Origin of the sequence: Terrisporobacter hibernicus (assembly GCF_020809405.1) — a bacterium.
GTDB lineage: Bacteria > Bacillota > Clostridia > Peptostreptococcales > Peptostreptococcaceae > Terrisporobacter > Terrisporobacter petrolearius.
Genome location: NZ_CP081135.1, coordinates 1,029,634 through 1,051,478, shown reverse-complemented (window position 1 = coordinate 1,051,478; position 21,845 = coordinate 1,029,634). Strand labels below are relative to the sequence as shown.

20 protein-coding genes and 1 pseudogene are annotated in these 21,845 nt (G+C 26.5%); 14 read left to right on the top strand and 7 right to left on the bottom strand.

The annotated features are described in order from the left end of the window. The first annotated feature begins 10 nt into the window (after positions 1-10). From JW646_RS05090 to JW646_RS05080, 3 genes are read left to right on the top strand one after another with little or no spacing between them, the layout of a single operon-like run. The gene (locus JW646_RS05090; RefSeq protein WP_228416820.1) at positions 11-745 is read left to right on the top strand and encodes an ABC transporter ATP-binding protein; all 735 of its coding nucleotides are present in this window, start codon (positions 11-13) and stop codon (positions 743-745) included. Beyond that, positions 735-1,859, top strand: a complete 1,125-nt coding sequence (locus tag JW646_RS05085; RefSeq protein ID WP_228416819.1) for an ABC transporter permease — start codon at positions 735-737, stop codon at positions 1,857-1,859. Before JW646_RS05090 ends, JW646_RS05085 begins: the two co-directional genes overlap by 11 nt. Positions 1,860-1,868: 9 nt before the next feature. Next, entirely contained in the window at positions 1,869-2,513 is a 645-nt protein-coding gene (locus JW646_RS05080) for a TetR/AcrR family transcriptional regulator (RefSeq protein WP_228416818.1), read from the top strand. 44 nt (positions 2,514-2,557) lie between these two features. On the opposite strand, the gene JW646_RS05075 is transcribed toward JW646_RS05080, so the two are convergent. Beyond that, entirely contained in the window at positions 2,558-3,007 is a 450-nt protein-coding gene (locus JW646_RS05075) for a DUF2628 domain-containing protein (protein WP_228416817.1), read from the bottom strand. A 26-nt stretch (positions 3,008-3,033) separates the two neighbouring features. Then, on the bottom strand, positions 3,034-4,032 hold the full coding sequence (locus JW646_RS05070) for a hypothetical protein (RefSeq protein WP_148558386.1): 999 nt from the start codon (positions 4,030-4,032) through the stop codon (positions 3,034-3,036). Between the two features lie 182 nt (positions 4,033-4,214). On the opposite strand from JW646_RS05070, the gene JW646_RS05065 reads away from it, so the two are divergent. From JW646_RS05065 to JW646_RS05055, 3 genes and pseudogenes are all read left to right on the top strand, one after another. Next, positions 4,215-5,129 (top strand): hypothetical protein, encoded by a 915-nt coding sequence (locus JW646_RS05065; protein ID WP_148558387.1) that lies wholly within the window; start codon positions 4,215-4,217, stop codon positions 5,127-5,129. Between the two features lie 114 nt (positions 5,130-5,243). After that, entirely contained in the window at positions 5,244-6,845 is a 1,602-nt protein-coding gene (locus JW646_RS05060; RefSeq protein ID WP_228416816.1) for a hypothetical protein, read from the top strand. A 233-nt stretch (positions 6,846-7,078) separates the two neighbouring features. After that, positions 7,079-7,934 (top strand): annotated as a pseudogene (locus tag JW646_RS05055) (transposase). A gap of 123 nt (positions 7,935-8,057) precedes the next feature. On the opposite strand, the gene JW646_RS05050 reads toward JW646_RS05055, so the two are convergent. Further along, complete coding sequence (locus tag JW646_RS05050; protein ID WP_148558389.1) at positions 8,058-8,807, bottom strand: CotA family spore coat protein; 750 nt, start codon at positions 8,805-8,807, stop codon at positions 8,058-8,060. Positions 8,808-8,979: 172 nt separating this feature from the next. Beyond that, a complete protein-coding gene (locus tag JW646_RS05045; RefSeq protein WP_148558390.1) occupies positions 8,980-9,702 on the bottom strand; it encodes a hypothetical protein in 723 nt (240 codons plus the stop codon). 319 nt (positions 9,703-10,021) lie between these two features. Between JW646_RS05045 and JW646_RS05040 the strand changes: the two genes are divergently transcribed. The 3 genes from JW646_RS05040 (at position 10,022) to ybaK (ending at position 11,952) form a co-directional block, all read left to right on the top strand. Beyond that, positions 10,022-10,849 carry a hypothetical protein gene (locus JW646_RS05040; RefSeq protein WP_228416815.1) on the top strand — a complete coding sequence of 276 codons (828 nt, stop codon included), beginning with the start codon at positions 10,022-10,024 and terminating at the stop codon, positions 10,847-10,849. A 269-nt stretch (positions 10,850-11,118) separates the two neighbouring features. Further along, complete coding sequence (locus tag JW646_RS05035) at positions 11,119-11,394, top strand: hypothetical protein (protein WP_148558392.1); 276 nt, start codon at positions 11,119-11,121, stop codon at positions 11,392-11,394. Positions 11,395-11,469: 75 nt separating this feature from the next. Then, positions 11,470-11,952, top strand: a complete 483-nt coding sequence (ybaK, locus tag JW646_RS05030; protein ID WP_148558393.1) for a Cys-tRNA(Pro) deacylase — start codon at positions 11,470-11,472, stop codon at positions 11,950-11,952. A gap of 20 nt (positions 11,953-11,972) precedes the next feature. Here the strand turns inward: ybaK and JW646_RS05025 are convergent, their stop codons facing one another. Beyond that, entirely contained in the window at positions 11,973-12,710 is a 738-nt protein-coding gene (locus tag JW646_RS05025) for a LytR/AlgR family response regulator transcription factor (protein WP_083399453.1), read from the bottom strand. A 15-nt stretch (positions 12,711-12,725) separates the two neighbouring features. After that, positions 12,726-13,661, bottom strand: a complete 936-nt coding sequence (locus tag JW646_RS05020) for a sensor histidine kinase (protein ID WP_148558394.1) — start codon at positions 13,659-13,661, stop codon at positions 12,726-12,728. A 227-nt stretch (positions 13,662-13,888) separates the two neighbouring features. On the opposite strand from JW646_RS05020, the gene JW646_RS05015 reads away from it, so the two are divergent. The 4 genes from JW646_RS05015 to JW646_RS05000 all read left to right on the top strand — a co-directional run bounded on the left by JW646_RS05015 (position 13,889) and on the right by JW646_RS05000 (position 20,007). After that, positions 13,889-16,459, top strand: coding sequence for an ABC transporter permease (locus tag JW646_RS05015; protein WP_228416814.1), 2,571 nt, complete (start codon positions 13,889-13,891; stop codon positions 16,457-16,459). 10 nt (positions 16,460-16,469) lie between these two features. After that, positions 16,470-17,144 carry an ABC transporter ATP-binding protein gene (locus JW646_RS05010; RefSeq protein WP_206925643.1) on the top strand — a complete coding sequence of 225 codons (675 nt, stop codon included), beginning with the start codon at positions 16,470-16,472 and terminating at the stop codon, positions 17,142-17,144. Positions 17,145-17,388: 244 nt separating this feature from the next. Beyond that, on the top strand, positions 17,389-18,804 hold the full coding sequence (locus tag JW646_RS05005; RefSeq protein WP_148558397.1) for an MBOAT family O-acyltransferase: 1,416 nt from the start codon (positions 17,389-17,391) through the stop codon (positions 18,802-18,804). 15 nt (positions 18,805-18,819) lie between these two features. Continuing rightward, on the top strand, positions 18,820-20,007 hold the full coding sequence (locus JW646_RS05000) for a DHHW family protein (protein ID WP_228416813.1): 1,188 nt from the start codon (positions 18,820-18,822) through the stop codon (positions 20,005-20,007). A 57-nt stretch (positions 20,008-20,064) separates the two neighbouring features. Here JW646_RS05000 and JW646_RS04995 read toward each other — a convergent pair whose 3' ends face one another. After that, positions 20,065-20,682 (bottom strand): DUF3267 domain-containing protein, encoded by a 618-nt coding sequence (locus tag JW646_RS04995; RefSeq protein WP_228416812.1) that lies wholly within the window; start codon positions 20,680-20,682, stop codon positions 20,065-20,067. Between the two features lie 110 nt (positions 20,683-20,792). Between JW646_RS04995 and splB the strand changes: the two genes are divergently transcribed. Further along, positions 20,793-21,815: a spore photoproduct lyase gene (gene splB / locus JW646_RS04990; protein WP_228416811.1), complete on the top strand. Its 1,023-nt coding sequence runs from the start codon at positions 20,793-20,795 to the stop codon at positions 21,813-21,815. The last annotated feature ends 30 nt before the right edge of the window (positions 21,816-21,845 follow it).

The following is a 21,845-nucleotide window of genomic DNA, read 5'->3' as shown; positions in this document are numbered from 1 at the left end:
GAGGGTAGATATGGGAGATAATTATTGTATAAAAATAAAAAATATTAATAAATCATATAAAAAGCAAAAGGTGCTGAAAGACGTATCTTTTCATATTGAAAAAGGAGAAATATTTTGCTTGCTAGGACCTTCAGGAGCAGGAAAAACAACTTTAATAAGACTCATTATGGGTATGGAAAAAAATGATAAAGGAGATATACTTATTTTTAATAAAAAAGTACCTAATCCTGAAACTATAGAAAGCATAGGATATACAGCTCAAGCAGATGCTCTTTATACAGACTTAAGTGCAGAAGAAAATATGAGATTTTATTGTAGATTATATAAGGTACCCAAAAAGGAAAGAAAAAATAGAATTGAAAAATGTTTGGGGATAGTAAATTTAAATGCAGATGCAAAAAAAATAGTAAGTAATTTTTCTGGAGGTATGAAAAGAAGGCTATCTCTTGCTATATCATTGATTCATAATCCGCAAATATTGATTTTAGATGAACCTACAGTGGGAATGGATCCTTTACTTAGAAAACAAATTTGGCAGGAATTATATAGGTTAAAAGAAAATGGAGTAACTATTCTTATTACTACTCACGTTATGGATGAGGCATCTTATTGTGATAGACTGGCCTTACTTAGAAATGGAAGATGCATTTGTGTAGGTAAACCTGAGAATATAATAAATGAAAATGAATGTAATACTTTAGAAGAAGTATTTTTAAAGTTAGGGGGTGATGTATATGAGGATTAGTGCTATGGTTTGTAGAATAATTAGACAATTTTTACGAGATAAAAGAACATTAGCATTATTAATAATTGCTCCTATGCTAGTTTTAACGTTAATGAGTTTTGTTTTTACTGATGAAGATACTAAGTTAAACATAGGTGTGGAAAATTCTAATGTGAAAAATATATTATCATCAATGGATGAAGATAATGATATAAGTATAATGAGTAAAAAAGAAGCAGAAGGTAAATTTGAAGATAAAGGGTTAGATGCATATATTTATGGAGATGAAAAAAAACTTAATATTTTATTAAATGGTGCTGATAATTCTGTAATTAATCAGTTAAATAAAAATGTTCAAGAAGCAGTCAAAGACTATATGACTAAAAAAGGTGAAGACAATAAAAAAATAATAGAAGATTTAGCAAGTAATCCTATGATTAGCATTATAAATAAGGATTTTGCTAATAAAATTGATTCTATAGATATAAATTCAACAGAAATTGAAACATATAATTACTTTGGTGATAATGATATGAGTACAATAGATTATATTGGACCACTTTTAATAGGACTATTTATATTTTTCTTTGTATTTTTAATTTCAGGAGTAAGTTTTTTAAGAGAGCGTACAACAGGAACATTAGAAAGGCTTTTAGCAACTCCAATTAAAAGATATGAGATAGTATTTGGATATTTAATTGGTTTTGGTATATTTACCATAGTTCAATCTGCAATAATATCTGCTTTTTCCATTGGTATATTAAAAATATATAATGGTGGAAGTATTGGCCTTATTTTGTTAATAAGCACCATAATAGCTCTTTGTGCTCTAAGTTTTGGAATGTTTGTATCATCTTATGCACATAACGAACTTCAAGTTATGCAATTTATCCCTATTGTTATAGTTCCTCAAGTGTTTTTCTGTGGATTATTCTCCATAAGAAATATGGCAGAGCCCCTACAGATTTTATCAAAATGTATGCCATTAACCTACGCTAGTAATGCTTTAAGAGGAGTTATGACTTGTGGTTATAATTTACAACAAATTAGTATAGATTTATTAGTGCTTATAGGCTTTACAGTGGTATTTGCAATACTAAATATAATAACATTAAAAAAACATAGAATTTGGTAAGGTGATAAAATGAGTAAATGGATTAACTATATTATTGAAGAAGGTAATAGAGAAAATAAACTTACAAAAAAACAGGAAAATATTTTGGTAGCAGCTGTAGAGCTTATTAGTGAAAAAGGATATGAAAAAGTATCAACTTCTGAAATTGCAAAAAGAGCTGGAGTAGCTGAAGGAACAATTTTTAGGCAATATAAAACAAAGAAAGATTTGTTAGATGCCATATTTATTCCATCATTTATGAGATTTGTGAAACCTAAGATTATAAAAGAATTTATATTTAGTATATTAGATAAAGATTACAGTACACTAGAAAGTCTTGTTGAGGTTATAGTAAGAGATAGATATGAATTTGCTAAAGATGAAACACCATTATTTAGGATTATTATTCAGGAAATCATATCACAAGATTATATAAAGGAAGAAATAAAAGAAATATTTTTAGTTGATGCATATCCTGTATTTATAAAATTAACTAAGAGACTGAAGGATAAAAATGAAATTACAGATGTGGATGAGATTACTTTTTTCAGGATTATTATAACTAATATTTTGGGATTTTTAATACCTAGATTTGTTTTATTTCCTGATTTGCAGTGGAACGATGAAAAAGAAATTAACATGGTAATTCAAAATATAATAAAGTCATTAACTTAAAAAAAGCAGTATATGTAAATTTTACATATACTGCTTTAAATAAATCACCAAAGTTTATATGTACCCTTAGTGTAGTAATTATAATACATATAGTTAGCCCTAATTCCCATAACTATTGCAAATAATAAAGAAAAAACACCATGAACATAATTAGTTAATGCTCCGACTACAATAATATATACTACAGCTCCAACATACATTTTTTTTGTCAGCATCCAAATCCAAGAAAATAAAAAAGGAAAGAAATTAAACTTACCTTTATAAGTTTCACCACTATCTTTTATTTTGGTGAATTCTAGTTGATAATAAGGCTTTAGATTAGCAAACTCATCATAAACATTATATTTTGTTTTACTATTTCTATAATATTCTCCATGACAATTTTCATCATTGATAATCACTATATCATCCTTATCAATGTCGGGCTTCCTATTGCATTTAGGACAAAAATTACTATTTTCATTATAATCAAATCCACAGTTTTTACATAACATAATTTAACCCCCTAAAAATGTATTTATTATAAAATAATTTTATAGTTTTTAAGTGCAAATACCGTTGAAGCATTATAAATATTATTATTGGATCTAAATTCATATCTCTGAAAATAAAAATCTGATGCTAAAGAATTTAATTTTGGCTTAGACCATGATTTACCATAATCTGAAGATTCACTAGTATATAAATTAAAGTATTCAATCCATTGAATATATATTTTAGAATGAGTGGAAATTAAATTTGGGAATACGCACATGGAGCTTTTACTAATATATTTTTCTAATAAAACGATAAAATTGCCATCTATAAAACTGCCTTGTAAGTATTTACAATAATACTTATTATTATTTTTTTCTGCGAAGGTTATATGATAATTATTTTTAATATCTTTTATAACTGATAAATAAATTTTGCTTTTCTTTGAGCTAGTTATTTGTACTGGGGTTGACCAAGTATGACTATTTTCATCAAATATAGATGAAAATAGTTCTTCTTTATGATTTACCAGCTTAAAGTAGAATATGGATGGAATATTATCATTATAAGTAATAACAAAGTTAGTTAATATATCATATTTTAAAAAATCAATTCTAGATTTTTTACAAATATAAGGTGATTTATAAAAATGAACTAGATATGCATGGTAAGGTGAATTTTTATTGATGGAATAATACACTATATGTTGCTTGTTATTTATTTTTTTTGTATAAATAAATTTTATAAAAAAATTTTTATAGTCATATTTTATAATTGTATCTGCATCTAGACACTTATCATTTATAGTTAAATTTTGAATTTTACCTATTTTATCATTAAACACACCATAAATATTATCACTATTATCTATATCTAGCCAAATATCTATAAATGAATACTCGCCATTTATTAATATATGGGAATCAACATTATTCAAATGAGAATCTATATTAGTAGAAATAATATTTTCATTAAGTTCAAATAAAGTTAGTCCTTTGCTTATTGAATTTTCAACTAAGATAGAGGTTTTATCTATAAAAGGCATAAGATCACTCCTTAAAAATATTCATATTAATGTTTATATTAAAATAATCTTTTTTATACATAAATTATCAGAAATAATAAATAAATTGCTCAAATAGTAACATGTACTCATTAAAATCATATATTTTATATAAGAAGAGAATATGGTCTTTTCTAAAAAATAATCAGGAGAGGATATATGACATGAGTGAAGTAAAAGACAATAATAATCAAGACTGTTGTGGATGTGAAAAACCAAGTCCAGTTGAAAAGCCAAACAGATGCCAAGAAGGATGCTGTTCTCCAAAAGAGATACCAGCTCCGTTGGATATATGTACAGCAAAGGGTATTCCAGTACTATCTGATAGAATATACGACTGTGTACATTTAGAAGATAAGCAGAGAAAATATTTAAAAGATATTAAATTTACTATAACGTCAAGTGGAGGCTATAAACAAGGAGATGAAATATGTATAGAAACTATTATAGTTAAGTATAAATGTATAGGACTAATAGATGAAGAGATAGATGTAAGAATCGATAGCTTAGAGAATGAAGTATCTTTCCATTCATCTAATGAATCCGAAAGTTGCAAATGTGAATTTGATTGTGGTGGAGGTTCAATAAAGAAAAAATTATATAATATATACAAAGGAAGTAAGACAATAGATATTGAATGCTGTGAAGAAGGAAGAAAAACTATAATAGGTGAAGATTGTTTAGATTTTTATATTTGTAAAGCTAAACTTATAGTTAAAGGTAAAATAGGATGTGAAGACTTTAGAGCAGAAACTGAAGAATTTAGTGGACCATTAAGTGAAGGATTTGGATTTAATAAAGCAGATTTCTTTGGAACAATATGTTTACCATCAGGTAGAAATAGAATACACTTTGAAGAAATTTTTGATGCATGTTTCTCCATAGATTGTATAAGAGCAACAAAAACTTATAATGAATCAACAAATGAGTTCTGTGCAGATGCGTTCTCAACTTTGCTAATAGATAAGACAATATATGCTATAGTAAAAGAAGAGCTTATAGTATATACAAATACAAATCCAGGCACTATTACTTGTACAGATGGAAGAATTGGTTCAAACTGCTATTACAATGGATAAAAATATGTAGATGGTTAGTTGCTAGTAATTTAGTACACGTCTTATGTAATAAAATCTCCTTATTATACATATGTATAATGAGGAGATTTGTTTTTTTGAAAAGGGGTGAAGGAAATGATTAAAAAAAATGATAATAAAATATTTGTCAAAGCTTTTAATCTTATAAAAGATATGGTAAATATGTTATCAAATAAAAGAAATAATGCAATTAACGTGGAAATAATTATGATAGACGGAGTAAAAAAAGACATAGAAATTACTAGTGATAACTTAGATTTAATTAAAATAAACAGAAATATAATAATAATTGATAAAGAAGTGTTACGTTTAGAAGATATAGTCAAATTAAAAATATTAGATACTAATATAGATGATAGAATTAAAAATATATTTATGACAGAAGTAGAAAATATTATCCAAAAGGAAATAGTACAGGAATATAAAAATTCAGTGTATTATAGAGGAAATAATAATTTATCCAAAGAAAAAAATATAGAGTGGTATATACAAGAAAATAAGAATGATATAAATACAATTTATTATAAAGGAATAAAATGTGATAATTATATAAATAATATTAAATCATTAGACAAAAGACAAGCTTTAAGTCAGAATACATCATTAGATATAAAAAGAAAAGCTGTTTTAGAAGATGTTGAAATAAATGTTGAAAAAAATAGTGTAATAAGTTCTATAGAAGATAATAAAGAAAAAGTAATAAAAGAGATTGAAACTGAAGAAATGTTAGTTTTAACTAATAATTCTAATGAAGTTGAAGTTGCCAAACCTATAAAAGTTGAAGAAGTGGGAGTAGTAACAGATATACATATGGAGGATTACAAAGTAATTACAAATCAATCTACCACTAGGGCAGTTGAAGATATAAAAGAAAATAAGTCAGAGGCAATAATAGATATAAAAGCTGTTTATGAAGAAAAAATAATCGGAAATATTAATAAAGATATGCAGTTAATTAAACCTAAAACTATGGATATTTTATTTGTTGAACCAAGTAATAAAAATATAAATAAGGAAGAAATAAAAGATAGATATATTACTTTTGATCCCACAGGAGAAAATTATATAGGTATAGTACTAGATGATGGAACATTTGAACCACTAAAAGTATCTATGGAAACTATAACAGTCGTGCCTAATGATATAAAAAATATATTAGTGAATATAGATGAAAATAAAAATATAATAAATCAAGTAGTTAAAGATATAGGGCATTCTAAGGCAAATTTTACAGAGTCTTTAGATATTGAATACAACGATAACGTATTAGAGAAAAAAGAAGAAAATGAAACTCAAATTAATAATATTATTAATACATGCAATAAAACTATAAATAATGTAGTTAATAAAGACGAAACAGCTATAGTTGTTACAAAAGACCATATAGAATCCATAAAAAATATAAATAATATCGAATATGATTCAGTATCAAAAATAAATAATATTGAAAAATTAGATGTGATTAGTTCAACTGAAACTATAGAAAACAAAACATATGTTGTGGAAGACGTAAAATTAGATAAAGAAGCAACTAATTTAATAAGCAATATAGAAATTGTTAAGGAAAATATGCCAACTCCATTAAAAGAAGACATAGATGGAGTTATAAAACTAGTTGGTGGTGGTGTTATGATAGTAGAAAATAATGAATCGTGTATAACAATTTATAGTACATCAAAAATAAGTAAAATAATATAGATATATTATAAAGGTGTGCACCTTCTATAGGAAGAATGCACACCTAAATAATTTAATTAAATATTTATAAATTATATGGTATATGATTTATAGAGTTTAATAGACTCTAGGCATACCAAGTAAATTCTATACATGCTAGAGGATATAATGACTGTGTGAAAAAAACTCTGTAAATAACAAAATTCAACAGCTTTCTATGATAATATTTAATTATTATAGGAGGCTGTTTTACTATGGGAAAAAGAAACATCATAGCAAGTTTAATTGAAGAGTATGATATTTAAAGTGCTGAAGAGATACAAGAAGCCTTAACAGATTTACTTGGTGAAACTATAGAGAGTATGCTTAAGGCGGAGCTAGATAATCACCTAGGATATGAACCTTATAAAAGAACTGAATCTAGTAATTCACGTAATGGTAATAAGAAATGGTTAGAAGCCAATATGGTGAATTTGAAATTGATGTACTACAAGACCGTGAAAATACTTTTGAGCCACAGTTAGTTAAAAAAGACAAAAAGACATTTCAAGTATCGAACAAAAAATATTTTCTATGTATGCTAGAGGGATATTAACTCGTCAAATCTCAGATTCAATTAATGTAGCATCTCCAAATACAGAATACCAAAGATGTATAGTTCATCAAGTGCGTAACACTTTAAAACATGTATCATATAAAGATAAAAAAGAATTTGCAAAGGATTTAAAATCAATTTATCATGCTTCAAATGAAGAACAAGGACATGCAATTATACTTAATGTAACGGAAAAATGACAAAATCATTATCCAAATGCTATGAAAAGTTGGTCAACTAACTGGGATGATATTTGCCCAATTTTAAAATTTTCTGCAGACGTTCGTAAAGTTATATATACAACTAATGCAATTGAAAGTCTCAATAGTAGCTATCGCCGTTTAAATCGCCAACATAGTGTTTTTCCAAGTGAGGTATCATTACTTAAAGCATTGTATTTAGCTACTTTTGAAGCAACAAAAAAATGGACCTTACCGCTTAGAAATTGGAATTACATTCAAATTAAGGCATGGATACCTAATTTTCATATCCACGCCTTAAGAAATTTATCATAGAAAGCTATTTACAGAAAAAATTTCACAGTCTTGATATAATTATCAAGAACTAAAATATTTTCTAATCTATATATTTTTTAGAGAATCCAATTTATCTTACAATTCTTGTCAAGAGAGTTTTCTTTAACAATCTATATCTACTTTATAGAATCCAATCGACTCTAAACAAACAAAGTAAATTCTTTTTTCAGACATTTCTTTATGAGCAAGAACTAATATATTTCCTACTCTACCTAAAACTCTAGCCTCTCTACAAGCTAACCAACCAGCAGTAAAATTAAGCTTGATATCATGAGAAGCATAAGGTGTAAAGATATCTCTAAATATACCTTCGCCACAGCAACATTCTTCGTTTTTAGGACAACAACAAGGATATTTATCATCAAGTAATTTTTTTAATTTTTTCTCGAACTCGAAAGGATTTTCATCATATTCAAAAACTATAGCATCCAGATTACAAAGTGATGCCCTTCTAACATTTATGTTAAAATCTTTGTCCTCTGGATCATAAGCTGGAATTGGATATCTAACATCATTATCCTCTATATTTATAAAATCAGAGTGACAAGGGTCAAGAGAACATAGTTTAGCATCAGGCTCAGTTATATTATCCTTTGCGTCGTCATTGTTATCTATAGAAGTCCCTACTAAAAAATTTTTACCAATAAAAGCAAACTCATCAAAATCTACATCATATTTTATTGATGGATCAAATAATAATTTTAAAGCTCTTTTCATATCTTTATTACAGCAACATTCGTCTTTTTTACAATGACATTCATCTTTTTTACAACAGCAATCGTCTTCTTTTGGACAAGGGTGTGGTTCGTGTCTTTCGCATGGTCTTGAAACCATCCAACTATTATTACTCATAAAATCTACTCCTTAAAATATTATATTATAAGCTTTCGAAGCTTATAGTATAATATATTTACAAAATATAATAATGTTACTAAATTAAGTATAAAAAATTTAAAAATTTTGTGGAATTTTAATATGATTTATCAAATTTTATATTTAAATAAAAAACTGACAAATATAATTGTCAGTTAAAATGGATATATTCTTCATAATAATTATTCCTAAAATGAGGAAAGGGATTATAAGAGTATTTTCTTATTTTTTTATAACATATTAAGTCTATTAAAATTTCATAATTAATAAATACGTTTCCTAAAAGAGAGTTAATATTAGATTGGCAGTCATATATAGGGGATAGAAATATATGATTAGGGTTAACTTTAGTATTTAAACAGTGATCTATCTCTATATAAATATTATCCAAATTGCAATTTACAGGTATGCAACAGTGGCTCATTAAAAGCGTTTCGATATAATCTTTAGACTTACCAATAGCCTCGAAATATATTTTTCCACAACTATCAGTATGAGCTATAGCCTTAAATTCTAATATCAGTGAAATTTCTAATTTAAGATACTCCATCATATTAAATAATATTTTATTGTGGTTATCTTTTGCTAAATTAATAAATATATCCTTTATATCTATGCAATTATGAAGTGAAAATTTATGTGAATCTACACATTTACCGTTAATTAACAATTCTTTTTCTATTTTAGAGATATTATATTGTAGTCTTGTTTCTAGAACTTCAATTTTACACTTCTTAGGTAACTTTAAATCCTTATATAAAGTAAAATCTATTGGAAAACTTGAATTTGTACTAACTGTAGTAATATTAGAATCCAAAAGTTTTTTTGCAGTTGATGGACATATTATGTTGTTATGACAGTCATAATTTTTCATAAATATTCCCTCCTATCAAGTATATCTTATAATATGAAAAATAAATAATTTTGTGATGTATTTTTATGTAAAAATATGAATTCTTATAAATAAAAATACTAAATTTAGTGTCATTTTTTAGTAATATTCATATATATATAGGGAAAGAAGATAATTCCTTTGAAAAAATATTTAAGGAGTGATTAACTTTTAATTTTATTGTGAAAATCAAGAACCAGCATAAATTGAAAGAAATAAGTATTATAAAAATCTTTATAAAATAGTCAAAGATCTTGCATATAAAAAAGTTTATTCTTTGACTGAAAAGGTGGGATAAGTAGTGTATTATATATTTAATTTGAAATTTGTTTATGAAATATTAAATGAGATGAAGTTCGACTTATTTTGTGATAAAGGATGCTATCATAAGGGGTTTGATGACTGTCAAAAAGAATTTAGACCTTGTGAAAAAGGAAGCATAGATGATATGTATAAGTCTAATGAGCAGAATGATGATTATGAGCGCAATGAAATGTGTGATAAAAATTGCCATGGTTGTAATCATTATGATGATAAAGGCCATGCAAAAGAAGTTGAAATAATAAGAAATATTACGAATAACTTTTTAGAAGAAGACTTGTGTATTGATAAACTATATGGATGGAATAAGGATTGTAATTGTATTAACTTACTAGATGTATTAACAATAACACTTTTCGATATAGAGGAATTTACTTGTTGTAAGAAAAACTATGGATATCTACTACAACTAGATAAATTTGAATGTATACTAAAAAATTTTAAAAATTTACTTTGTCAATTAAGATGTCTATTTAGTAAAAAATGTGATTTGATATCAGCTGTATTATGCTCTTTATTTAAAGTCATAGATTCAATAGCAAGTATAATTTCAAAAATAAGTAATATAGAGTGCTTATGCAAGTCACATATGAATTGTAAGTGTGAACTAATAGAATGTATGGTTTGTGAATTAGAAGATGAAATAAATTTATTAGAAAAGGTAGTATTAGAATTGGCATGTACAGTATTTGAACTGTCATCAAAAGAAATATTAAACTGTACAGTTTGTGGAGTATCAGAATGCGAAAAAAATAGAAAAAGAAATTATTTCAAAAAACAATGTGAAGGATATCGCCATAAAGATTAACAAACTTACTATAATAAATATTAAACACTAAGCGTACTTCATATTAATTGTTGTTGTAAAAATAGTGTAGCATCATATTTGCAAGATAAATATATTTTATTTAGTTTCATTATATAAATTATGTTCATTAATAGATATAAAATAAGCTCACAATAAAAACATCTTATTCCACATGAGATGTTTTATTTTTTATTTAAAACTGTACAGAGTAACTATATGAAATTATCAGAGTATAATAGATAAATAGGATAATTTAAGGGGGAAGAAAAATGAAATGTTGTTCTTATAAAATAGGAAGAATTGTGGAAATAGCAAATAGTAATGATGAAAGATATAAATTGATTACCATAGGAAAAGATCCAAGTGATATTTATACTTTTACAAGACTTGTTGTTAGTGATGAAACTTTAATATTAAATTATGAATACAATGAAATTACAGTAAATGATTTAAGGATAGGAGATTTAGTTGTAGCATATCATTCAAATGTGATGACAATGAGTATACCACCTCAGACTAGTGCGTATATAATAGAAGTAAAATAATCTGAAGAAAATTGAAAAATATATTATAATAGAAGAATAGTATTAATTTGGGAAAATTAACAAGGAGATGATGAAATGGCAAAAAAACAACAAAAGACTAATGCCATGAGAATATTAGATGCAAGAAAAGTAGAGTATAATATGTATACTTATGAAGCAGATGATAACCATATAGATGGAATAAGCGTGGCACATAAATTAAATCAAGATGAAAATAGGGTGTTTAAAACTTTAGTAGCACAAGGAGCAAGCAAGAATTTTTACGTTTTTGTAATACCTGTGGCAGAAAGTTTAGATATGAAAAAAGCAGCAAAGTCAGCTGGAGAAAAGAACGTGGAAATGATTCATGTTAAAGATATAAATAAGGTAACAGGATATATCAGAGGAGGATGCTCTCCTGTGGGAATGAAAAAATTATATCCTACAATTTTACATGAAAGTGGCAAAAACTTAGAAAAAATAATTGTAAGTGGTGGAAAAATTGGATTTCAAATTGAGTTAAATCCTGAAGATTTACAAAAGACTATAAACTTTAAATATGCAGATATTATAAAATAAGGCATACCATGTGGTATGCCTTAAAATCTTTTTGTTCTATAAAATCTATAAAGAAAATCTTTTTCCAGTGACTTACTCAAGGTTGCTGTTTCTTGAAAATTAATAAATCTTATTTCAAGAGATGATTTATTAATAGGTATAACCTTATGTATTAACTTTAAATTAACTATATATTGTTTATGAGAGGTGAAGAAATTTGGTGGTAATCTTTTAGATAAATCCTCGAAATTTTCATAGAATTTTATTACATCCTGATCTCTAGTATAAAGATTTATAGCTCTAGAATTTTTTTCAAACATAACAATATCATCAAAGTTAAGCATATGAACTTGCTTTCTTACCTTATATACAAACAAAGTATCTTCAATAAAGTTACTTTTAGCCAACTTGTGAGAATTAATGTGGTCTATGGCAATATTTAAAGAATCCAAAATTTTCTCCATAGTAAACGGTTTTACTATAAAATCTACAGGATGAACTTTAAAACTTTCCAAACTATAATCAGCAAAACCTGTCACAAAGATTATATGAACATCTTCATCTATTTTTGAGATTTCCTTTGCGCAATCAATTCCATTTTTATGAGGCATATCAATATCAATTATAAGTAAATCTATTTTTTCACCTTTAATGAACTCTATGGCTTCAATGCCGTTTTTTACTTTTTTCACATAATCAACATAGCCAGAATTTTTTATTATATTTTCTATATCATCTCTTATAGCTTTATCATCATCACATATTAAAACTTTTATCATTAGAATAATCTCCCCTTAGCAGTATTTCGGTATTATAATAGTAAATTCAGTTAAAAACTCATCACTACTTGCAAAAATATGATAACCATATTTATCTAAAATATTTTGCACAAGATAAAGACCATAACCCCTGTTGTCTCCATCTTTAGTTGAAAATCCTTCTTCAAAAATACTCTCCGTATTATATATCTGTGGACCATTATTTTTTATTGATATAACATATTGAAATTCATCTTCGTAGACGAAAAGTTTTATATATTTATTGTCTTTTTTAATAGTAGACAAAGAATCAATAGCATTGTCAATTATGTTTAAAATTACGGAGCTCATATCACTTGGTTCAATCACCAAGTTATCAATAAAATCTTGGATATAAACATCAAATGTAATATTTTTCACAAGACACTCTTCGTATTTTAGTGAAGCAATAGCATCTAAATAAGATACTTTACCATATCTAGAGGTTTTAGATCTAAAACTATTAGATATATTTGTTATATAGTCTTTTGCATCCTTATTTAAATTGTTATTAAGGAGAGAATAAACTACTTGCAAATGTTTAAGATAATCATGTTTTTGACTTCTAAGTTTGGATATAATACTGTCTTTATGATCTATTTTCTTATTTAGCTTATTTAATTCACATTTGTATTCATACTTCTTACTCAATTCTTTTGAAAATTTATAGCCTAGATATAAAGAAAAAATCATTACTATAAAGGCTAATACTGATATAAAAATACCTTTTGTCAATAAACTATCATTTAATTTATATAAAGTAAAAGTAAATATCTTATAAGTTATTAAAAATAATATTGAAGATATACATAAACTAAAAATATTTCTTTTTCCAAAACTCATATTTTTATAAAAATCATATCTATAAAAAAATAGATTACTACCCACAAAAACTACAAAAATACCCATTGTAAATATAAAAATATTGTACATATTTAACTCCTTAGTCATTCATTTATAATAGGAGTATATCATTTATAAAAAAATATGTAAAAAGTTGTAATTTACATAAATGAGCTGAAAATTTGTAATTATATCTATGGAAATGAACAAATAACCATAAAAAAATTGAATAAACTTGATTTGATAGAAATATTTATCACAGATATAATGAACTTATTCAAACAAAGAATTTATTCAGACGGAAGGGAGTAAAACAAATGAGGGAAGATTTCAGTATAGTAATCAAATATATAAAAAGTTTTAAATCAAGATCTATAGCCATAATGCTTAGTATAATCTTAGGAACAGCACTTATAGTAGGGGTAGGGACATTGTCAAAAAGTGCGCAAGAAGCTGGCTTAGAAAGGATAAAAAGAGAAACAGGAACTTATCATGTAGCATATAAAGACATAGACAAGAATCAACTGAAGGTTGTTAAGGAAGGTAAGGATATAAAGAATATAGGATTAAATTCTTACTATGCATCTACAGATAAAGGAGAAAAGCTACCTATTAACATACTTTATGCTGACAATAATTTTATAAATGATGAATCAGAAATTGTAAAAGGTAGATTGCCAGAAGGAAAAAATGAGGTTGTTTTAGAAGGTTGGATATTAAACAGTATGGGACTGGAAGAGGCTGTTGGCCAAGAATTAACTTTTAAGCTTTATGACAAAGATAAGCCAGAAAAGTTTAAGGTTGTAGGAATACTTAAGGATAGATATAAAGATAAGAGTGTTGGAAGATGTGAAATGTTTTTGCATCTTGATGAGAATAAGATTAATAATTTTATAGCTAATGTGGAGTTTAATGAAGGCAGTCCAATTAGCAAGAATATAGAAGCTATAGCTAAAAAAGCCCATCTTAATTTAGATAATCAAGTAGGTGTAAATTCTACACTAGTTGGAACCGTAGAAGAAAATGGTGGTATAGATAGTGAAAGTAGAAATACAGCCATAACTATGAGTGCATTTGCGGGACTTGTAATTTATAGTATTTTTTCAATATCTGTTTATCAACGAATTAGAGATTATGGAATGTTAAGGGCTGTAGGCGCTACTAATTTTAGAGTATTTAAACTTATGTTATACGAGCTATTATTAATAGCACTAATATCATTACCTATAGGGATACTACTTGGTATGGGCGGTGCACAGATATTTAATAAAACAGGTGGAAATATACAATATGAAGGAAATATAAAGTCAACTCCTTTTGTAATACCAACTAATATAATATTAATATCCATAGCATGTACTATAATCATGATTTTTGTAATAAGTCTATTAACATATATGAAGATAAGAAAAATATCACCTATAGAAGCCATAAAGAAAAATTTTGGAGCAGACAAAAAGATAAAGAAAAGTAATGTTATTATAGGTGGATTAAGTAATAAGATATCTGCAACGAAGACAATTTCTATAAAAAATATATTTAGGAATAAAAAAGCATTCATACTTATTATGCTATCAATGAGTATAGGTGGCATACTTGTAATAAAGAATGATTATGCATATTCTCGCTCTGAAGCTATGTATGAAGATCAGCAAAGAGAGATGTATATGAATGGAGATTTTGTATTAACAGTTAATGGATCAACTGATGAGGAAAATGGACTTACTGATAAAGAAATAAATGAAATAAAAAATATAGATGGAATAAGTGAAGTGAAAACAGCTAGAATACTACAGTCTAGGATGGTATTAGATAAAAAAGACATATTAGATATGGAATTTATTGAACAATTAAATAATGGTGGGTATACAGGAAGTGTTTTAAATGGTTTATTATTTAAGGATAAAAAAAGTGATAAGTATTTATTAAAGCAAAAGTTGAAAGGTTTTAATGATGAAATGTTAAAATCACTGGATAAATATGTGGTAAGCGGCAAGATTGACATAGAAAAAATGAAAAAAGAAAATTTAGCAGTTATTTACATTCCTTATATTGTTGACACTTTTTATGGGACGAAGAATGTAGTTGTTGGTGGAGGAAAACCTCTAGCTAATATAAAAGTTGGAGACACTGTAACCATAAAATATCCAAAAGGGAAAATAGATAATGTAGAATCTTACTGGAAGGGAAAAGACAATCTTGAGTATGAAGAACATGAATTTAAAGTAGGAGCCATAGTTAATTATCCTTTTGCAGATGATAGTATGTATAGTGGTGATGATGGAATAGATGTTATTACAAGTAGTAATTATTTAGAAAAGCTATTTGGTGAAAATAACTATGATGTAGTTTATGCAAATGCGAAAAAAGGTGAGGATCATGATGCTATAAATAAAAAGCTTGGGGAAATAGGAAGTAAAGTTCCTGGAACAATTACAACGGATATGGTTCAGGACAAAGCAGCTGATGATAGAAGTTTAAAGCAAGATAAACTATATAGTTATGGAATTGTGGCAATTTTATTTGCAATAAGTATATTTAATATAATAAATAATGTGAGTTACAATTTAACTTCAAGAACAAGTGAGTTTGGAATGCTTAGAGCAATAGGAATAAGTGAAAAAGACTTTAAGAAAATGATAACTTACGAAGGGTTATTCTATGGAATAATTTCAAGTGTAATAGTTGTAGTAGGTGGAATTATTTTACAAACGAGGATGTATGAAACTTATGGTTTTGTAGATTATGGGATGGATTTTGTTATAAATTATAAATTATACATTCTAATAGTAATTGTAAATATAATTGTGGGGTTATTATCAACTTATCTACCAGCTAGAAAGATAAAGGAAAGTAGCATAGTAGAAGCTATAAATATTATAGAATAGAGGGATTATTATGGTAATATTAGAGACTATTAATTTAGGTAAAATATATGGGAAAAAACAGACAAAAGTAGATGCACTTAAGGACGTTAATTTAAAAATAAATAAGGGTGAATTTGTTGCAATAGTAGGACCAAGTGGAAGTGGTAAAAGTACCTTTCTTCACTTAATAGGAGGACTGGAGCGACCAAGTAATGGGACTATAAAAGTTGATAATAAAGATATATGCTGTTTATCTGATGGTGAACTAGCTAAATATAGAAGAGAAAAAGTTGGATTTGTATTTCAACAATATAATTTAATACCAGTTCTTAACGTCAAAGAAAATATAGAACTGCCACTGAAACTTGATAAACAAAAAATAGATAAAGATTATATAGAAGATCTTATGAAATTGCTTGGAATAGAAGAGAGAAAAAATCATTTGCCAAATCAATTATCAGGAGGTCAGCAGCAACGTGTTGCTATAGCTCGTGCACTTGCAGCTAAACCCAGTATTATTTTAGCAGATGAACCTACAGGAAATTTAGACAGCAAAACTACAGAAGAAGTTATGGATTTACTTAAAAAATCCATAAAAAAATACAATCAAACGTTAATAATGATAACTCATAATAATGAAATTGCAAAAAAAGCAGACAGAATTATATCAATAATAGACGGGAAATTAAATGACTTAGATTGTTAAATTTTATAATTTTCATAAAAGCTATGAAATTGAAGTGAAAATCAATTTCATAGCTTTTTAAATTGTAAAAATTAATCTTTATAACAAATTTATAACAAAAATTACATTTTATTAAATCTTTATTACAAAGAATGCACAATACTTCTAAATATGATATTTTAATGAATTTTTCAGTTATATTTATATAGAAGAAAATTAATAGATGGAGGGGAAACAATTCTAAGATTTAGAATTGGAAATAATTATGGTTTTTAGCAGTTTGATTTTTTTATTTTTATTTTTACCTATAGTGCTTATTTTTTATTATTTATCCAATGAAAAACTAAAAAATGTGGTATTACTATTGGCTAGCTTGTTCTTTTATGCATGGGGAGAACCTAGATATGTGTTTTTAATGATTGCATCCATTATTTGCAATTATATATTTGGGATCAAAGTATCTTCAGAGGATATAAAGAAGAAAAAGTTGTGGCTTATAATAGCTGTAATTTTTAATATTTCACTATTAGGAGTATTTAAATATAGCAATTTTTTAATAGACAATATTAATAGTTTATTACATATTAACATTAGTATTCCTACAATACCTTTGCCTCTTGGTATATCATTTTTCACTTTCCAAACAATGAGCTATGTAATTGACGTTTACAGAAATAATAAGAGGCTTCAGAGGAATGTATATAATTTAGCATTGTATATAAGTTTGTTTCCACAACTTGTGGCAGGTCCAATTGTTAGATATGAAACAGTGGACGAGCAAATAAATAGTAGAGTTCATACAATAAATAAATTTTCCGTGGGGATAAATAGATTTGTTATAGGTCTAGGGAAAAAAGTTATTTTCTCAAATAATCTAGGTTTGGTTGCTGATAGTGTATTTGCTACTAATATGTCAGATTTATCTACTATGGAAGGTTGGTTGGGAATAATATGCTACACTCTGCAGATTTATTTTGACTTTAGTGGATATAGCGACATGGCTATAGGCCTTGGAAAAATGTTTGGTTTTGATTTTTTAGAAAACTTCAATTATCCATATATTTCTCAAAGTGTATCAGAATTTTGGAGAAGGTGGCATATATCTTTAGGAAGCTGGTTTAGAGATTATGTTTACATTCCCTTAGGAGGAAATAGAGTTTCTCCTATTAAGCAGTATAGAAATTTATTTATAGTTTGGTCATTAACAGGTATATGGCATGGAGCTAACTGGACTTTTGTAACATGGGGATTATATTATGGTGTTCTAATTGCATTAGAAAAAGCCTTCTTACAAAAATATTTAGATAAGGTACCAAAGTTTTGTAGACATATTTATTTAATATTATTAGTAATGATAGGATGGGTATTTTTTAGAGCAGAAAATATTGTACAAGCATATGAATATATAAAAGTTTTACTAGGACTTGGATCAAATTCTATTTGTAATATTTCATTTATTAACTACATAAATGAATCAGGATATATTGTGATTTTAGCAATTATTTTTGCTACACCAATTCTATCCAAAATTAAGTCAAAAATTGAGTTAATAAATAATAAGTTGATTGATAATAGATTTGCTTATGCACTTCAGTCAATTTCACTAATGTCAATTATGTTTATGGTTGTTGTGATTTTAATAAATTCAACATATAATCCATTTTTATATTTTAGGTTCTAAGAGGAGGAGACAATAATGAATAATAAAAAAGCTAAATATATAGCTATGCCATTTTTAATTGCAATAATAGCTACATTATTTATTCATACAATAAGTAAAGACAAAGAGATAAGCGCATCTGAAAATAGAGCATTAGCACAAATACCCTCAGTGGAAGATGTGCAAAAAGAAGACTTTACTAAAAAATTTGAAGACTATTTTTCGGATCAATTTCCTTTTAGAGAGGAGTTGTCACAGCTTTATAATAAAGTAGAATTATTTCTTGGTAAAGATAAAATTAAAAACTACTATGTGCTTGAAAACAATTGGGTTATGCCAACACCAATAGATTCATTATCAGAAGAAGAATTAAAAGATTCAGCTGAAAAAATAAATGAACTTTCTCAGGCAGCATTAAAGTCTAACAAAAGAGTTTATTATGCATCAGCACCACATAAAGAAAGTATGTTAACTCATTTGTACCCTAAATTTACAAAAGGTTTAAATAATGCCAATGAAAATAAAAATAAATTTAAAAGCTATTTAGATAAAGATAAAATAGATTTTATTGATATAGATGAAGATTTTTTAAGTAAATTTAATGAGAAAGAAAGAGAACAATTATATTTTAAAACTGATCATCACTGGAATGGCGTAGGGGCATATGAAGGTTTTAAAAGTATTATGGAAAAAATAAAAAAAACAGAAGGTATTAAAAATATAAATTGGAATGATTATACTAAAACAGATTTGAAAAAAGGATATTTTCTAGGAAGTTACAATTTAAATTTAAATAATTTAGTAAAAGAAGATGAAGATATCCCTTATGTTCACTCAAAAAATAAACATGAATATGAATATTTTAAATATGATGGAAAAAAAGAAACTAAAGGAAAAGAAGAAGATTTTGTAGCCACAAGGATAAATGAAGATGAAATATTATACGGTGGAGCTTACATGTTTGGTAATGCTTGTAATATTTTGAAAATAAAAAATAAGGATGCTTTAAGTGATAAAAAAATACTAATAATAAGGGACTCTTATCAAGCTCCTACTTCCTGGCTGTTTGCAGATATGTTTTCAGAAGTACAACTAGTTGATCCTAGATATACGGAAAAATTAGATTTATCTATAAAGGAAATAATTGAAGATAGTGATGCAGACATAGTTATGTTTATGTACAACTCAACAGATTTTAAATCTATGATTGATGAAATAAAATAAATAAAAACAGATACAAGTTTCGAATTTGTATCTGTTTTTTATTGAAATTTTGTATTATTATTTTGTGAATGCAATAAAACCGCAGTCTGTAGGATGATCTATAAAAAGGGCATCTTTATATTTACATAATAATAGAGCAATAGTAGTATCCCCGCCTGCGCATAAAATATTAATCATACTTAAATTCATTAATAAAGAGTTACCCGTGAATAAAGAAACTATAAATAGTAAAATGCCTAAAATAAGCAAAGGCATAAGCCCTCCAGTTAAATAAGCTTTAAAGTTAAGTGGTTCTTTGCAGTGACAATAAGGAGTTAATGACTTCCACATAACACCAAAACTTATACTTTTAAATCCTTCTTTACAGAATAAACTCCATGTGATTCCGTGTAAAAATTCATGGATAACAATACATGCAATTATTGAAATAAAAAATAACAAAGTAGTAGCTGGAGTAAACTCTAAAACAATACTTCCCCATTTTCTTATATAAATGAAAAAACAAATAAGAGCTATTGGCCCGGCTGTAAGCAGTGCATAAGTGTTAGCTTTTTTTATGCTAATTGTGCCTGAATTCTCTGTGTACCCATTTTTTATCATTTCTTCTTTGATTTTTTTAAATTTTTTTAATTTTTCTTGTTCTTTTAAATTTTTTTCATTAATACTTTCAGACATAATAAACCCCTTAAACATTATTTTTATTGAAATTATAACATATATTTTCAATTTGTCCTTGAATTTTTAAATATTAATTTGGAAAAATATAATCAAAGGAAGGTGAAGCAATGTTTGTTCCGCAAAGAATTATATTTGAAAAGGGTGCCCTAAACTATGAAGTAGGGAAAAATATTTATGAAGAATTTAAAAATAAAGAAAAAACAGAAATAATTAATTTAACTAATAATAAAGTTAAGGAACATATACCAGGAGACAATATTAGAGATTTTTACAAAGAAGGAAAAAACACTTTAGTTGTAGGAGTTAAAAAAGGCTATAAATTTCAAAGCTGTAAACCTTCTGCTCATTGGCAACTACCTTTATTTAGTGGTTGTGTGGGTAATTGTCAATACTGCTATTTGAACACAAATTTAGGTGACAAACCTTTTATAAAAGTAAATGCAAACATTGATGATATTTTAGATAGAGCAAATGAGTATATGGATGAAAGAAAGCCTGAAATTACCATATTTGAAGGATCAGCCACATCTGACCCTATACCTGTTGAGCCTTATACACATTGTCTAAAAAGAGCAATTGAATTTTTTGCAAAAAGTGAATATGGAAGATTTAGATTTGTAACAAAGTTTGATGATGTTGACACTTTATTGGATATTGAACATGGAGGAAAAACAGAAGCAAGATTTACTATTAATACAAGGAAAGTTATAGAAGATTATGAGAAAAGAACAGGTAGTAGAGAAAAACGAATTGAAGCTAGCGTAAAAATGATGAAATCAGGGTATCCTGTGGGGTATATTATAGCTCCTGTGTTCATGTATGAAAACTGGGAAGAAGATTATAGAAACTTATTAGTTTATTTAAGTGAAAAAATACCTAATAATTTAAGCAATCCAATTACTTTTGAAGTAATATCTCACAGATATACAACAAGAGCAAAAAATATTATAAATGAAGTATTTCCAGATAATACCTTACCAATGAAGGATGACGATAGAACTTATAAATATGGTCAATTTGGTTATGGGAAGTTTGTTTATCCAAAAGAAAATTTAGCTCATATGAAAGACTTTTTCGCAGAAAACATAAAAGAAATATTCCCAGATGCTGAAATTAAATATATTATTTAATTAAAAAAGGAGAGTTAAACAATTTTAGCT

Bases quoted from the DNA above. Each gene is read 5' to 3' on its own strand.
- JW646_RS04995 (WP_228416812.1), bottom strand. From the start codon at position 20,682: ATGTCTGAAAGTATTAATGAAAAAAATTTAAAAGAACAAGAAAAATTA.
- JW646_RS05050 (WP_148558389.1), bottom strand. From the start codon at position 8,807: ATGAGTAATAATAGTTGGATGGTTTCAAGACCATGCGAAAGACACGAA.
- JW646_RS05000 (WP_228416813.1), top strand. From the start codon at position 18,820: ATGAATAATAAAAAAGCTAAATATATAGCTATGCCATTTTTAATTGCA.
- JW646_RS05080 (WP_228416818.1), top strand. From the start codon at position 1,869: ATGAGTAAATGGATTAACTATATTATTGAAGAAGGTAATAGAGAAAAT.
- JW646_RS05025 (WP_083399453.1), bottom strand. From the start codon at position 12,710: ATGATAAAAGTTTTAATATGTGATGATGATAAAGCTATAAGAGATGAT.
- JW646_RS05075 (WP_228416817.1), bottom strand. From the start codon at position 3,007: ATGTTATGTAAAAACTGTGGATTTGATTATAATGAAAATAGTAATTTT.
- splB (WP_228416811.1), top strand. From the start codon at position 20,793: ATGTTTGTTCCGCAAAGAATTATATTTGAAAAGGGTGCCCTAAACTAT.
- JW646_RS05045 (WP_148558390.1), bottom strand. From the start codon at position 9,702: ATGAAAAATTATGACTGTCATAACAACATAATATGTCCATCAACTGCA.
- JW646_RS05015 (WP_228416814.1), top strand. From the start codon at position 13,889: ATGAGGGAAGATTTCAGTATAGTAATCAAATATATAAAAAGTTTTAAA.
- JW646_RS05005 (WP_148558397.1), top strand. From the start codon at position 17,389: ATGGTTTTTAGCAGTTTGATTTTTTTATTTTTATTTTTACCTATAGTG.
- JW646_RS05020 (WP_148558394.1), bottom strand. From the start codon at position 13,661: ATGTACAATATTTTTATATTTACAATGGGTATTTTTGTAGTTTTTGTG.
- JW646_RS05010 (WP_206925643.1), top strand. From the start codon at position 16,470: ATGGTAATATTAGAGACTATTAATTTAGGTAAAATATATGGGAAAAAA.
- JW646_RS05035 (WP_148558392.1), top strand. From the start codon at position 11,119: ATGAAATGTTGTTCTTATAAAATAGGAAGAATTGTGGAAATAGCAAAT.
- JW646_RS05060 (WP_228416816.1), top strand. From the start codon at position 5,244: ATGATTAAAAAAAATGATAATAAAATATTTGTCAAAGCTTTTAATCTT.
- JW646_RS05065 (WP_148558387.1), top strand. From the start codon at position 4,215: ATGAGTGAAGTAAAAGACAATAATAATCAAGACTGTTGTGGATGTGAA.
- JW646_RS05070 (WP_148558386.1), bottom strand. From the start codon at position 4,032: ATGCCTTTTATAGATAAAACCTCTATCTTAGTTGAAAATTCAATAAGC.
- ybaK (WP_148558393.1), top strand. From the start codon at position 11,470: ATGGCAAAAAAACAACAAAAGACTAATGCCATGAGAATATTAGATGCA.
- JW646_RS05090 (WP_228416820.1), top strand. From the start codon at position 11: ATGGGAGATAATTATTGTATAAAAATAAAAAATATTAATAAATCATAT.
- JW646_RS05085 (WP_228416819.1), top strand. From the start codon at position 735: ATGAGGATTAGTGCTATGGTTTGTAGAATAATTAGACAATTTTTACGA.